The sequence below is a fragment of the Metabacillus halosaccharovorans genome, from assembly GCF_002019635.1.
In the GTDB taxonomy this organism is placed as follows: domain Bacteria; phylum Bacillota; class Bacilli; order Bacillales; family Bacillaceae; genus Metabacillus; species Metabacillus halosaccharovorans.
The window spans coordinates 271,323-285,469 of the sequence record NZ_KV917372.1; the positions used below are offsets into that span (position 1 = coordinate 271,323).

Annotated in this window: 14 protein-coding genes; 11 read left to right on the forward strand and 3 right to left on the reverse strand. The window is 35.1% G+C overall.

The window, feature by feature from the left end; translation table 11 throughout:
• Nucleotides 1–85 precede the first annotated feature (85 nt).
• The 10 genes from BK577_RS15635 to BK577_RS15680 all read left to right on the forward strand — a co-directional run bounded on the left by BK577_RS15635 (nucleotide 86) and on the right by BK577_RS15680 (nucleotide 10,239).
• On the forward strand, nucleotides 86–571 hold the full coding sequence (locus BK577_RS15635) for a YehS family protein (protein ID WP_078433810.1): 486 nt from the start codon (nucleotides 86–88) through the stop codon (nucleotides 569–571).
• Nucleotides 572–843: 272 nt separating this feature from the next.
• Entirely contained in the window at nucleotides 844–1,476 is a 633-nt protein-coding gene (locus tag BK577_RS15640) for a hypothetical protein (protein ID WP_078433811.1), read from the forward strand.
• 21 nt (nucleotides 1,477–1,497) lie between these two features.
• Nucleotides 1,498–1,827, forward strand: coding sequence for a hypothetical protein (locus tag BK577_RS15645; RefSeq protein ID WP_078433812.1), 330 nt, complete (start codon nucleotides 1,498–1,500; stop codon nucleotides 1,825–1,827).
• Nucleotides 1,790–2,134 (forward strand): hypothetical protein, encoded by a 345-nt coding sequence (locus BK577_RS15650; RefSeq protein WP_139367360.1) that lies wholly within the window; start codon nucleotides 1,790–1,792, stop codon nucleotides 2,132–2,134. Before BK577_RS15645 ends, BK577_RS15650 begins: the two co-directional genes overlap by 38 nt.
• Before the next feature lie 132 nt (nucleotides 2,135–2,266).
• The gene (locus BK577_RS15655; RefSeq protein ID WP_078433814.1) at nucleotides 2,267–4,081 is read left to right on the forward strand and encodes a LysM peptidoglycan-binding domain-containing protein; all 1,815 of its coding nucleotides are present in this window, start codon (nucleotides 2,267–2,269) and stop codon (nucleotides 4,079–4,081) included.
• Nucleotides 4,082–4,751: 670 nt separating this feature from the next.
• A complete protein-coding gene (locus BK577_RS15660) occupies nucleotides 4,752–5,648 on the forward strand; it encodes a fumarylacetoacetate hydrolase family protein (RefSeq protein WP_078433815.1) in 897 nt (298 codons plus the stop codon).
• A 44-nt stretch (nucleotides 5,649–5,692) separates the two neighbouring features.
• Entirely contained in the window at nucleotides 5,693–7,165 is a 1,473-nt protein-coding gene (gene gucD, locus BK577_RS15665) for an alpha-ketoglutaric semialdehyde dehydrogenase GucD (RefSeq protein ID WP_078433816.1), read from the forward strand.
• Nucleotides 7,166–7,360: 195 nt separating this feature from the next.
• On the forward strand, nucleotides 7,361–8,119 hold the full coding sequence (locus tag BK577_RS15670; protein ID WP_078433817.1) for an SDR family NAD(P)-dependent oxidoreductase: 759 nt from the start codon (nucleotides 7,361–7,363) through the stop codon (nucleotides 8,117–8,119).
• A gap of 97 nt (nucleotides 8,120–8,216) precedes the next feature.
• Nucleotides 8,217–8,960: a polysaccharide deacetylase family protein gene (locus BK577_RS15675; RefSeq protein WP_078433818.1), complete on the forward strand. Its 744-nt coding sequence runs from the start codon at nucleotides 8,217–8,219 to the stop codon at nucleotides 8,958–8,960.
• A gap of 355 nt (nucleotides 8,961–9,315) precedes the next feature.
• Complete coding sequence (locus BK577_RS15680; RefSeq protein WP_078433819.1) at nucleotides 9,316–10,239, forward strand: phytanoyl-CoA dioxygenase family protein; 924 nt, start codon at nucleotides 9,316–9,318, stop codon at nucleotides 10,237–10,239.
• Between the two features lie 238 nt (nucleotides 10,240–10,477).
• Here the strand turns inward: BK577_RS15680 and BK577_RS15685 are convergent, their stop codons facing one another.
• The 3 genes from BK577_RS15685 to BK577_RS15695 form a co-directional block, all read right to left on the reverse strand.
• Complete coding sequence (locus BK577_RS15685; protein ID WP_078435277.1) at nucleotides 10,478–11,122, reverse strand: ThuA domain-containing protein; 645 nt, start codon at nucleotides 11,120–11,122, stop codon at nucleotides 10,478–10,480.
• Between the two features lie 14 nt (nucleotides 11,123–11,136).
• Complete coding sequence (locus BK577_RS15690; protein WP_078433820.1) at nucleotides 11,137–11,850, reverse strand: SDR family oxidoreductase; 714 nt, start codon at nucleotides 11,848–11,850, stop codon at nucleotides 11,137–11,139.
• A 466-nt stretch (nucleotides 11,851–12,316) separates the two neighbouring features.
• Nucleotides 12,317–13,582: an erythromycin esterase family protein gene (locus tag BK577_RS15695; protein WP_078433821.1), complete on the reverse strand. Its 1,266-nt coding sequence runs from the start codon at nucleotides 13,580–13,582 to the stop codon at nucleotides 12,317–12,319.
• A 306-nt stretch (nucleotides 13,583–13,888) separates the two neighbouring features.
• Between BK577_RS15695 and BK577_RS26040 the strand changes: the two genes are divergently transcribed.
• Nucleotides 13,889–14,053, forward strand: coding sequence for a hypothetical protein (locus tag BK577_RS26040; protein ID WP_169908304.1), 165 nt, complete (start codon nucleotides 13,889–13,891; stop codon nucleotides 14,051–14,053).
• Nucleotides 14,054–14,147: the final 94 nt, after the last annotated feature.

The window sequence follows — 14,147 nt, forward strand, 5'->3', positions numbered from 1 at the left end:
TATTTCTCGGAAATGTGATAAAATGAGACAGCTTTCATTCACAGAAACAAAATTTCAATTTAGGGAAAAATAAGGAGATCATTATATGGATAATAACGATATATTAATTCGGTTGAGATATGCGCTGGAAATAAAAAATAAAGAAATGGCAGAAATATTTAAACTCGGTGGAGAGGAGGTATCTGTACCAGAGGTTATTCAGATTCTCACCAAGACCGATGAAGATGATGAAAATAGTAATCAAATACTATGTACAAATACTATGTTAGATTCATTTTTAAATGGCCTTATTGTTTTCAAAAGAGGGCCAAAACCGGGACAGCCTGATTCACCTGCACCAACCCCATTTAACCGTGAAAATGTGAATAATCTTCTGTTGAAAAAAGTCAAAATAGCATTGTCATTAACAACAGAGGATATGATAGATCTTTTTGCAGGTGCTGGAATAAGGGTTACAAAGGGTGAACTTGGCGCTTTATTACGTAAAGAAGGGCATAAGAATTACATGGAGTGTGGAGATAAATTTGCCAGAAACTTCTTAAAAGGGCTAGCTATCAGATACAGGGGATAATAAGCGTTACGTAATGCAGGTTGTGTCATCATACATATTATTACGAAGGTGCGGCAATACAATAATGTGAAACTATATGGATTAGACTGTTTAGTGTTAAAGCACTGAATAGTCTTTTTTTATTCCTCAATTATTTTTGGCTTCCAGTTCATGCGGGACAAGGGACCTGTCCCTCTGACCCATATTTTTAGATAAAATTGCTAGAAATACCTAAGAAACTGAGTGGAATAGTAAAGGTAAACCCTCAAAAAAGAATGTTAGGAGGATTTTGAATGAAAAGATATATTTACTTATTCATGATGTTATTGTCCTTGTTACTAGTAGCTTGCGGAAATAATGATCAAGAAAATAATGCGAGTAATGATAAAGAGTCTGCGAAACAAAAAGAAGAACAAACAGAAGATGAATCAGTGGATGTTAAGAAAGGCCTTTTAAATGTGGAAGTTACATTACCAGCTTCTATGTTTGAGGGCGAAGATATTGACACGGTTATAGCTGATGCAAAAAAAGAGGGCGTCAAAGAAGTAACAAAAAATGAAGACGGTTCTCTTACTTATAAAATGTCGAAAGCGAAACATAAAGAAATGATGGAAGAATTAAAAACAGGCATTCTTGAAACAATTGAGGAAACAAAAAACAGTGAAGATTATGTATCCATCAAAGATATTACTCATAACGATTCTTTTTCAGAGTTTACTCTAGTGGTAGAAAAAAGTGCTTATGAAGACAGTATGGACGGGTTTGCTGCATTTGGTTTAGGTATTTCAGGCATGTACTATCAACTTTATAATGGTGTAGATCCCGATGATTACAAAGTAACCATTTCCTTAAAAGACGAAGCTAGTCAAGAAGTATTTGATGAAATTGTCTATCCGGATGATTTAGAAGAAGAGGGTACCGAATAAAAAGGAAAGGGTGGATGCAAATTGAACAAACAAACATATAATCTTTTCATCATCTTGGTGTTGATCATTTCTATCCTAGGTGGTTGTGGACAAGATACTAAAGATATATCGGTTAATGAAGAAGAGACAGAACAAGGTGAGACAGAAAATACAGAAGCATCAGAGAAGAAGGAAGAAACAGAAGCAAAATTAGGATCCAGATCCAACCCGGTGCCGTTCAAAAAAACAGCAACAGTTGACGATGAGTTATACAATGACGAAGGTGAAGCTTTTCCAATTAAATTTGATTTAACAGTAGTTGAAGTAGAACGTGGTGACGCTGCCTATAAAAAAATTAATTTCTATGAATGAATACAACGAAGCTGCTCCAGAAGGATATGAGTGGGTGTTAGCAAAAACAAAAGTAAAATTTGTTGAATCTGAAACAGAAGACTTGGCCTTTCATATTGATGGAATCATGAATTTTACAATGGTAAGCGAAAACGGAGATATTTATAGTGGTGATATCATTGGTACTACTGATCCTGACTTTAGCTTTGAAATGTACGTAGGAAGTGAAAAAGAAGGCTATATATCAGGGCTGGTAAAAACAGGAGAAAAAGCACAACTTCGGTATGAAGAAATGTTAGGTGGAGAAGTTTTCTTTAATTTGCAATGACTCATAATGTCCCTTTAAAAACAGCAGATAGATCCTGCTGTTTTTTATTCATCATTTTTATAAAAATTATATTGAAAAATAGCATTGTTTTAATTTCTTGATAGAAACTACAAAAAAGGGGGTTGATTTCATATGGATAATAATCCTAGATTTAAACTCGAGAGAATGAACAATCAAAAGGATGAGTATAAAATTGTCCTTTATTTAGATAACTTATCTGAGTTTTCTAATGAATTAGGAACAATACCAAGAGAAAGAAAAGATGTTATAACAATAGCTAAACAGATTGTAAAAGTAAATTATCCAAATCTTAAAGTAAAGATGGTAAAAGTAATTATTGGCGGAATTGCGGTTACTTCCTTGCCTTTAGTTAGTGACAATTCACCTAGAGTCCAAGCAGAGGAACGAACAAAATCCACTATTACACAAGATGGTTCGGTTTATTATCAAGTTTTGTCTGGTGATACTCTTTGGAATCTATCTAAAAAATTTAATACGACTATTGATCATATCAAAAGAGCGAATCATTTAACATCTGATATCTTACGATTAAACCAACAATTAATTATTCCTAAAGCCTTCCATACTGTAGAAACTGGAGATTATTTAACAGTACTAGCGAAGGAATACGGAACGACTGTTCATGCGATAAAAACAGCAAATGGGTTAACATCAGATTCGACTCGACTCGGTCAAATTTTGACGATACCTATTGTTATGAATGCTCAAGGTAGTAATTCAGTATCTTCACAATCTCCACCGGTTGCGACAAACAAAAACCAGCCAACAACGTATACGGTGGTTCCAGGTGATACACTCTCCCACATTGGAAAGCGGTACGGAACAACAGTAGAAGCCTTGCGTAGTACCAATCAATTAACATCAGATTTATTGAGAGTGGGACAGACAATCACGATACCTAAAAGTGGAGTCTCAACACCAAAACCAGACAATAAAACTCCTGGACCGGAAACAAGTAGGTACACAGTTGTTTCAGGTGACAATCTTTCAACAATCGCAAAACGATTTGGCACAACTGTGGATGTGTTACGTAGAACGAACAATTTAACAACAGATCTGTTAAGAATTGGACAAATACTAACGATTTCAACTGGAACTGCAGCCAAACAAGAACCTGTGCAAAAACAGCCAACTATACCCTCTATAACTGAGCAAGCACGATCTACTTTTACTTATAAAGTTCGCTCAGGTGAAAGCCTTTCAGTTATTGCGAAACGGTTTGGAGTCACGGTAGATGCTATCCGTTCAGCAAATAGATTAAAATCCAATGTTTTACAAATAGGTCAAGCATTAAAGATACCAAATGGCATCAACGGGCCGACTAATACCAGTGGAAACTCGGTTACGTATAAGACACATACAGTGGTTTCGGGAGATAATATATGGGATTTAAGTGTTCGTTATGGAATCCCGCAAACCGAGCTTTTAAAAGCCAATAAATTGACTTCAAGCAGTAGGCTCAGCATAGGCCAAAAATTAAAAATTCCAGTTCACAAAATAGGTGTTAAAGAAGTGGTAAGTGCAAAACATGGTGAATACCTTGATTGGTTCTCTGAAGCTCAATATGTTTTCCCAATCGGTAAAATCGCCAAAGTTACGGATTTGAGTACAGGAAAGAGTTTTAGTATTAAGCGGACCATCGGCTCTGGACACGCTGATTGTGAAACATTAACTGTAAATGACAGTAAAATAGCTAAATCTGTTTGGGGTGGTTATTCATGGATTCCCAGAGCCATTCTCGTTGAAGTAAATGGAAGAAAAATTGCTGGGAGCATGACGTTTTACCCTCACGAGCGAGAATATATAGCTGGTAACGGGATAACAGGTCACTTTGACGTTTATTTTGGAGATAGTATTAGACATAAAGACGGATTGCTGGATCGATCACATCAAGTACAAGTTGAACGAGCAGCTGGACTGAGGTAAGTAAACAAATTAAAAAGGCTTAGGTAATAGGGAATTCGTTTAAATAATTGAATCAATAATGCGCAAGTTTCCATCGAGGACTTGCGTATTATAAAAATTGAGATGAGGTTTCTTTTTACATTTGTGTTTGTGCTGTTTTTTGCTTGACATAATGTTTTATTTTAATGCGCTTGTATATACCTATATAAATTTGCGCATTATTTTCACATAAGAAACCTTTTGTATCAAACTTTACAGGTGAGATAATTGTTGGACAAATTAAAAACAAAAAGCATAGGGGAGTTTAATTAACCTGTTTAGAGTCAAAACATGTTAAGTAGTAGTTTTAGACTCCACATTAAAAATTGGAAAATTCTTATTGAAAAATAAAACAAAATATTATAATATGAACCTATCGTTTTATAATATAATTGAATGTTCTATATTATAAAACAACATATTTTGTAATGTCCAAATGTAAGCGTTGCAATACTTAATTTTTAAGTAAGTATATTTTTTTTATTAGTAGTAAGATCATAAGTTAAGAGAATGGGAAGTATTCCTTAGGCTTCGAAATGGTTGAATGAGGTAATTAGGGTATGGATACAAAAGGATATGATAAATGGGCCTTAGCCTATTTTTATCTATATAACAAAACCTAGTTTTATAATATAAAATAGGAGGGTTTTTAATGAGAATTATCCGTTATAAGAAAAATGAAGCAACACTTCAATTAGCAGTCGTTACTAATGAAAGTTTTGTATTTGATTTACCATACCCGGATTTTATGTCTTTTGTTCACGAAGCAGAGAAACAAGGGAAGACAGTATTAGCATTGGCTCAAGAGTTTACTATTAATGAGCCAGTTGAAAAATATGAAAATACGATTCTAACAACACCGCTTGATGCACCAGAAGTATGGGCAGCTGGGGTTACATACGAAAAAAGCCGTGATGCTAGAAATTATGAGGCAACAGAAGGGAAACTGGATGCTACGACATTTTATGATAAGGTTTATGATGCTGAACGTCCTGAGATTTTCTTTAAATCAACTGCAGCACGAACGGTTGGTCCGGGGCAGGAAGTTTATCTTCGATCAGATTCGAATTGGCAAATCCCTGAGCCAGAATTAGGATTAGTTATAAATAAAGACGGAAAAATTCTAGGGTACATTGCTGGGAACGATATGAGTTGCCGTGATATTGAAGGAGAAAATCCTCTTTATCTTCCACAAGCGAAAATGTGGAAAAATTCATGCTCAATTGGACCAGCAATCTTACTAGCGGATGCAGTAGATGACCCGTATGAATTAACCATTACTTGCCGCATTTTCCGTCAAGATGAAAAGGTGTTTGAGGGAATGGCTTATGTAAATCAATTAAAAAGAAAGCTTGATGAATTAGTTTCATACTTGGTACTTGATAATGAAATCTATGATGGCACAGTACTATTAACTGGAACTTGTGTCGTTCCTCCTAATGAATTCACATTAAATGACGGGGATATCATTGAAATTGAAATTTCAGGAGTTGGCACTCTTAGAAATCCGGTTAAACAACTAGTAAAAAAAGAATCTGTTGCTAACTAAGGGAGATTTTAATAAATTAATTTTTTAATAGGGAGTGGAATTTTGTGAGTCAAACAAAAACAGCAGCAAAAACATTTTTAAATTTTATTAATAATGAATGGAAACAATCTTCTGATCATGATATAATTGCAAGCTTTAATCCAGCAAATAAAGAAGAGGTTGTCGGTCTTGTACAAAAATCTTCTGACGCTGATTTAGACGAAGCTGTAAATGCAGCACATAATGCCAAAAAAGGGTGGCGTAAGTTAGGCCAAGTTGCTCGCGGGCAATTGCTATATAAAGTGGCCAATATTATAGAGGAAAATCTTGAGGATATCGCAGAAACGATGACTCGTGAAATGGGTAAAACATTACCAGAAGCAAAAGGGGAAACAGCAAGAGGAGTGGCTATTCTCCGTTATTATGCAGGAGAAGGAATGCGTTCAGATGGGGACACAATTCCATCAACAGATCCTGATGCACTTATGTTTACAAGAAGAACTCCATTAGGTGTTGTCGGTGTTATAACACCATGGAACTTCCCAGTAGCTATACCTATTTGGAAAATTGCACCTGCATTAGTATATGGAAATACCGTTGTGTTCAAACCAGCTACAGAGGCTGCAGTAACTGCTGCGAAAGTTGTTGAATGCTTTGCAAAAGCAGGATTCCCACAGGGGGTTCTTAATTTCATTACAGGTTCTGGATCCGTTATTGGCCAAGGACTTATCGATCATCCATTACTTAATGGCATTACGTTTACCGGCTCTGAAGGTGTTGGCAAAAATGTTGCAAAATCAGCAACAGAAAGAGGGATTAAATTCCAACTTGAAATGGGTGGTAAAAACCCAGTAATCGTAGCAAAAGATGCCGATTTACAATTAGCTGTTGATGCTGTATTAAGCGGCGGATTGAAGTCTACTGGACAAAAATGTACGGCAACAAGTCGTGTGATTGTAGAAGCAGATATTTATGATCAATTTAAAGAATTACTGCTGAATAAAATCGATGAAATTACAATTGGTGATGGATTAAAAGATGGTATTTGGATGGGACCTTGTGCGAGCGAGAGCCAATTCAACACCGTATGCAGCTATATTGAAAAAGGGAAGCAGGAAGGCGCCTCACTTATTTATGGTGGTGAAGTGCTAACTGATGACGAATATCAAAATGGTTTCTTTGTTCGTCCAGCAGTCTTTGAAAATGTAAACTCTGACATGAGCATTGCACAAGAAGAAATTTTTGGACCTGTATTAGCGTTAATGAAAGTAGATTCGTTAGAAAAAGCAATTGATGTTGCTAATGATTCTAAATACGGTTTAAGTGCGTCCATCTTTACAAGAAATATTAGCTCCTTCCTAAGTTTTATTGATGATATGGAGGCAGGTCTTGTTCGTGTCAATGCGGAAAGTGCTGGTGTTGAGCTGCAAGCTCCGTTTGGAGGAATGAAGGCTTCAAGTACAGGCACTCGTGAACAAGGTGAAGCAGCGAAAGAATTCTATACTTCAATTAAGACTGTTTTTGTGAAAGGTTCTTAAAGCTAAAAATGTAATTATCAAATGACTCCTTAAGCCTCAGGTTGATTCTTGCTCTGAGGCTCTCTTTTTAAGCTTAATCCAAAATTGGAACAAAACAACAAAAGAATGGCAAAGAAATTTTAATCTTCACAGCAATTGTTAATTGCGCTTGTTCCAACCAGCTATTTTAAAATAAAAGAATAGAGAGGTGTTATTATGGATTCATTTAAAGGCCAAGTCGTATGGATTACTGGTAGCAGCACAGGTATCGGAAGATCTGCAGCTATAGAATTTTCTGAAAACGGAGCAGATGTTATTGTTCATGCAAACAGTAACATTGATCAAGCACAATCTTTAGTAGAAGAAATTCTATCAAAAGGCAAAAGAGCTTTTTTAGTACAAGGTGATGTTTCAAACAAAGAACAAGTGGAATCAATGGTTCAAAAAATTGATCAAGAATTTGGAAAAATTGATATATTAGTAAATAATGCGGGTGCATTAATTAAAAGATCTAGATTAGAAGATTTAGATGAAGAGTTATGGGATCAAATTATGGATGTAAACTTAAAATCTGTCTATCTCGTAACGAAAGCAGTGCTTCCACTTATGAAAAAGCAAGGAAAAGGCAGAATTATTAATATTACTTCGATCGCGGCAAAAAATGGAGGCGGCGCAGGTAGTATTGCATATGCAGCATCAAAAGGTGGAGTAAGCACATTAACAAAAGGGTTAGCCAAGGATTTAATTGAATATAATATTTTGGTTAATGCAGTTGCACCCGGAGTAATTACAACTCCATTCCATGACAAGTATTCTACATTAGAACAAAGAGCAAAAGCGGTGGAACAGATCCCAATGGGAAGAGAAGGAACCGCTGAAGAGACTGTAGGTTCTATCTTATTTTTAGCATCAAAATATGCTAATTATATAACTGGAGAAATAATAGAGGTTAATGGCGGACAGTTAATGAGCTAGTTAGATTATAGAAGATTGGAAGAACATGTTGAAGTTATAATGAAGAAATATTGAGGAACAATAACTGGAAATAAATGAATGTAAGGTGAGGAATTCTGTGAAAGCCATTACAATATTTTTTCTTTGTTGTCTCATCATCATGCTTCCATCAAAAACTAATGCACAACGAAAAGTCCCAATTTTAATTTACCATTCAATCGACGAGTTTAAAGGCAGTGGTTCAAAAGAATTATATGTAACCCCGCAAAACTTTGAGAAACAAATGATTTATTTACGAGATCACGACTTTACTTTGTTAACGTTTGATAGGTGGAAAGACATTGAGAAAGTGAAAAAACCTATTTTTATTACCTTTGATGACGGATACAAAAATAATTTACATGCATTTAAAATCCTTCAAAACCTAACAAATGAACACTTTAAACCAACGGGAACGATTTTTGTTATATCGGATTTTATTGGAAGTTCAAATCGATTATCGGAAGCTGAAATAAAAATGATGGTCGATTCAGGTATCATCTCCATTCAATCTCATACGGCAACACATCCAGATTTAACGAAAATAAATGAATTTGAAGAAGAGCTAAAAGGATCTAAAGATAAAATTCAAAAAATAACAGAGAAACCTGTCATTGCACTTTCATATCCATACGGCAATACAAACGACAAAGTTATTGCAGAAACTAAAAAGTATTATTCGTTTGGACTCACAACAACTCCTGAATTATTTTCGGAAGAGGGATATAAAGATGAACTTTATCTTTTACCACGTCTTTATGTTAAATATTCAACGACCATTGATGAGTTTGAAAAGGTTGTTGAAGGTAGGAAGATGGAGTAAGGGTTTGTACAACAGGTTCTATAATAACTTTTTGTTTACATTAAGGTGTAGTCTTTAAGTGAACTAGAATAATATTATGTAAACTAAATTTTAAAATAATGTCTGGATGATATATAAAACGATCGTTACTCTTGGGCTATAAACGGCAATAGGTTGGGTTATTTGCTTTGCTCAACTAAGCTAATACCCTTGAAGTAAGTAACTATGTATGTCTGTTTAGTGTTTGTTATATGCTTTCAAAACAGGGAGAATCATCAAAAAAAGAGAAATATTGTAAAAAATGATAAGTTAACAACTGTTGTAAGCACTTCATTATTTTGGATCTGTTCAAACTTAAAAGTAAGGGGGATAAAAATTGACGAAATATAAGGTACTAAATCAAGAACAAGTCAATCAGTTCATTGAATTAGGTTGGGTAAAGGTTGAACAAGCTTTTCCTAAAGAGGTGGCGTTGGAAGCTCAAAAAATTGTATGGGAGAATGTTGAAAAACGAGGAGTACTAAAGAATGATCGATCAACTTGGACTGAAGAAATGGTTCAATTAAATGAAAACTATGAACATGATGAATTCCAGAAATGTAATACAAAAAGATTTGCAGATGCAATTGAAGATCTTGTCGGTGAGGGGCGATGGGCGGACAAGACAGTATATGGTGAGAGTGAAAAGAAGGTTGGCTATGGATGGTGGCCAGTTAATTTTTCTCAAGGTGCTGAGAAACCATGGAATGTAGCGAATACAGGCTGGCATTGGGATGGTATTCATTTTCGTCATTATATTGACAGTCCGGAACAAGGTCTGCTTTGCTTAAATTTATTCTCTGAAATAGGAAAACAAGGTGGAGGCACGCTTGTAGCAGAAGGTTCACATAAGGTTGTTGCAAAATTTCTTTCCAAGCAACCAGACGGAATTGAGCTTGGAGACGGCATTCGTACTCTGAATGAGCAGCACCCGTGGTTTTCCGAATTAACTGCCTCTAATGAGCGACAGGGTGATAATTTTGAACAGTATAGGATAGAGAAATTCATGGAAAATCCGTATTTTGATGAAGATGGAATCAAGCTTCAGGTCGTTGAGACCACCGGAAACCCTGGTGATGTCATTTTATGTCATCCGTTTTTATACCATGCTGCATCACAGAATCATTCAGGCGTTCCTCGTTTCATGTGTAATCGGACCACTCCACTAACTGAGAGAATAAACTTAAACCGGCCAGATGGGAACTATTCACCATTAGAGTGGAGTATTAAATCGGTTATACATAAAGAAGCTGCGATCTAATTAAATTTGCACATCATATTAGTAGAGGAGATGCAAGTATTTAGAAGCAGCCCCTCTATCTTTTAGATTAATACGATTAATTCTGCAAAAAGTAAAAACGCTATTATTATCCTTTAATATAATAAGTAGGATATACGAGATGCATTTGTTGTGTAAGAAGTTTAAGCCATCACAAGTTTGGATACCACATAATGGATGAAGGGGGAGGGACAATTCACCTGTCCCTCCGATCCAGTGTTTATTTAGATATGGTCCAATTAATTTTTTCTGCTAATAATTTAGAGACGTTTTCATTTAACATCCCATCTTTCGTATGAGCTGGAGTAAAACAGCAGACTTTTCCTTTTCCATAGGAATGTTTCCAGCCTGCAATGGAATCACCATCTACACCTGTACTCCAAAGGTCTACTTCTGTATTTGCTACATCACACTGGACAAAATACTGCTCATCCGAAAGGGAAAAAGTATTATCTCCACTTTTTTCATTTTCCTTCAACATGTAGGTAACATCCTGAAGTCCTGGTGGGTGATAGTCAAAATATCCGCGTAGCATTTGAATGTATTTGCTATCAGGTTCATATCCTGCTGAACCAGCATGCCAAGCTATGACATTCCCTCCATCTTCAACATAATTGACAATCTTTTTATCCAATTCATCCGTTAGCCAAGTGAACACGCGTTCATCTTTGGGATTTAATTGATCCATTTTAGCATTGATGAATAAGTCAGGCTTTTCATCGAGGGTTTCTGAAAGCTCCTCATGCGTTATGAATTGAAGATTTACTTCCTTGTTTGCAAGTCGTTCTATTGCTGCTTCTAATCCAGCCTTTGCATCATCAGCATTATGCCAATAATCTCCTAGTAATGCTACTATTTTTACCATCATTTATATCACCCTTACCAATTCAATTTATTCCCTTGATAATCGATGTACATATGTTCTTCAATTGCAGGGGCCTTTAATATTTGCTCTTTAATTCCAGTTGCCGATTCAATTGCATCGATCGTTGCATCTGGATTAAACTCACCGAATATATACGTTCTTACATATCCTGGATGGAATGCTAAAACCTTAACTCCAAATTCCGCTAATTGATTTTGTAATATCGTTAATTGCATGTTTAAAGCTGACTTGGACATACAATAGCCATATTCCTTTTTACGCCAAGAATCTGTTAAGCTAGCAGCTTCTGAGGAAATATTCGCTAGTATTTTACGATTTCCTTTCATCAATAGGGGTACCACTGATTTTGAAACACGAAGTGGTCCAAATACATTCGTATCAAAAAGCTTCATCATATCCTCGTAATTGAACTCCCCAAATATATCTTCAGAACGGTCTTTGTACATGGCGGCATTATTAATAAGAATATCTAGTTGACCAGCTTCTTTTTCTATATAATTAGCGACCTCATCCACAGATTTCTGATCGGTAACATCTAATGAAACAATGTCTAAATCCTCACCAAATTCCTTTTTTAAGTCATCAAGCTCTGTCCAATCTTTCATATAACGACCAGCAAATACTTTAAAATTTGATTTTAGAAAAACCTCTGTCAAAGCTAGACCTAATCCTCTGTCAGCACCTGTTATGTAAACAGTCTGTTTCATTTTATTCCATCTCCCTATGTCTATATAATGAAAACACTTACATCAATACATTATTCTCCCTTTGAGTAAATTTTCCTTGTTATTTCTAATAAAAAATGGACTTAAAACTTCAACTGATGAAAGAAATGGGGATGTTAGAAGGATTCCTAATAAAGGGATTAAATACATTGGGTATTTAGAAAGTTTTTTGTGACTTTAATATTAGGGCAAAATTGATTGTTGAGATTGTAAGTGAGGCGGAAGAAAATCTTCGAAGTGGAAGAAAATTTGATCGAGGCTGGAAAGAAGAAATTGAACGTGATTAACTTGATCGTTCATGAAACTGATAAAACTGAAGAAAAACAGGGGCACGGTTCTCTTGTTTATAAAATAAAACATTTGAACCGTACCTCATTTTTAAAATTTTATTAAGAATTCAAATGGGAAGTATTAAAATAGAATATAAAAGCTCATTCTCCACCTAGTTTCACTCGATCACTTTAGTTGGTGTAGCTTTTTTCACTATGATTACACCGTCATAAGCCTGATCAGGTACCATTTCAATCGTATAAAACATCTTTATAAACCTATACCATGTGCGAAAGTCGTCCCCTATATTCGCCATTTTTTGCTTCTTTGAAATGATGGTAGACAAATCATCTGACTCTCGGCTCTTTTCAAAATCAACATAAAAGATATTTTGCTCAACGTCACTGAATGCATCGACTAAATCATTATGACTTTCTAGCGTGAAAATTTTTCGTTCGTTAGAACCTCCGTTCTTTGCTAGAAATTCGCTGTTCATAAATTCAGTACCAATTGCAAAATACTTCTCTCCATATACCTCATCTACATAATGTCCCATCGATTTATAGCCGGCAGGTGAGGCAGACGTTTTTTCAACATGGCCATTATGTCCAGAGAAGAATACTTTCTCATTTCCACGTTCTTTTTCAAATTCAATAATCCATTGTAAGTTTTCAGCTAAAAATTGATCGCGAAGATGTGTGTAATCTTTATCATTTAAAAACAGCTGTGTACGCTGCTTCATATTTTGTGCATTAGCTGTGGCAAAAGCAAAGTCTTCTGGAGACGAATGTTCTACGTAAATTGTTTTATTTGATTGTAAGTCTTGTATGATATCATTGATCGTCTGATCTAGTTTTTCTAATTGTTCAATTGTTAATTCACGCATTGTTTCGTTGGAGACATGTTTCAATTGATCTTCATACTTAGTTGCAGCGTTCTTGTTTATAATTGCAAAATAATCAAGCAGTTCCTTTTTAGTGAAGTCATAGCGCTGCATATCATTACCATAAAAACGAATTTTTTCATCCTCTTTAACCGATTTGTTATAATCATGCATCCATTGAACTAAATCAATCATTTGTTCAGTTTTATAAATACTATAATCAAGTGTATTTACAGCATCCTCAGCAGTACCTTCACCATTTATTATAAAGTTGTTAATCTGCTGCCCGCCTCCGAAATCTCCCTCCAAGATAAAGACGCGAACATTTTCCTTTTTCATTAACGTTTCAAAGACCTGTAGCTTTAACTCTTGAAATTCAACATTTCCATGTGTCGCTTCACCAAACCCTATAACTTCAACATCATCCGGAATGTCCATTTGATCCACTGTTGAAATATATTGATCCGCGTTTTCTATGGCTTCGCCTTTCCCACAACCTGATAAAAAAGCAGTAAAAGAAAGCACTGCTATGAATAAAGTACAGCTTTTTAAAAATGTCATTATTATCCTCAACTTTCTACTTTTTCTGAGAAATTCTTTGGATCCCCTTAATTAAATGTTACATCACTAATGTTAAATTTTGTTTAAATCTGGATTATTTATATTTAAATAAGGTTAAGTGTTTAAAGATTGAGATGTTATGAATATTGATACATAAATAAAATAAATCATCTCGAAAAACAGGATATATTACTTATCGTTAGATAGTATAATAGATCTATGGGGCGAGGAGTTTATATATAGTCAGAATAGGTCCTATCGCTCTTATAGGGGGCAAGGAAAATTAAATAAAAGGAGTTAATAAACATGAGTAAAGAGCAGGCAAAACCAATGTATTATGATGGTTCGGGTAATGCAAGTTTATCTCCAAAGCTAACGACGAATACTACATATATTATTAAACCTGATTATGATCCAGACACTCTTGTGAAACATCCTTATTTTCCTTATATGAATCTGCCTAGATATTAAATTATCATGATTGCAAGACAAGTTTTTGTATTGTATGACTGTTTGGTGTATCAGCACTGAGCAGTTTTTTTATATTCAAAAGCATAATAAAATT

Excerpts from the sequence above, each read along its gene's own strand:
- BK577_RS15640 (WP_078433811.1), top strand. The coding sequence starts at position 844 with ATGAAAAGATATATTTACTTATTCATGATGTTATTGTCCTTGTTACTA.
- BK577_RS15635 (WP_078433810.1), top strand. The coding sequence starts at position 86 with ATGGATAATAACGATATATTAATTCGGTTGAGATATGCGCTGGAAATA.
- BK577_RS15655 (WP_078433814.1), top strand. The coding sequence starts at position 2,267 with ATGGATAATAATCCTAGATTTAAACTCGAGAGAATGAACAATCAAAAG.
- BK577_RS15670 (WP_078433817.1), top strand. The coding sequence starts at position 7,361 with ATGGATTCATTTAAAGGCCAAGTCGTATGGATTACTGGTAGCAGCACA.
- BK577_RS26040 (WP_169908304.1), top strand. The coding sequence starts at position 13,889 with ATGAGTAAAGAGCAGGCAAAACCAATGTATTATGATGGTTCGGGTAAT.
- BK577_RS15690 (WP_078433820.1), bottom strand. The coding sequence starts at position 11,850 with ATGAAACAGACTGTTTACATAACAGGTGCTGACAGAGGATTAGGTCTA.
- BK577_RS15660 (WP_078433815.1), top strand. The coding sequence starts at position 4,752 with ATGAGAATTATCCGTTATAAGAAAAATGAAGCAACACTTCAATTAGCA.
- BK577_RS15695 (WP_078433821.1), bottom strand. The coding sequence starts at position 13,582 with ATGACATTTTTAAAAAGCTGTACTTTATTCATAGCAGTGCTTTCTTTT.
- BK577_RS15685 (WP_078435277.1), bottom strand. The coding sequence starts at position 11,122 with ATGGTAAAAATAGTAGCATTACTAGGAGATTATTGGCATAATGCTGAT.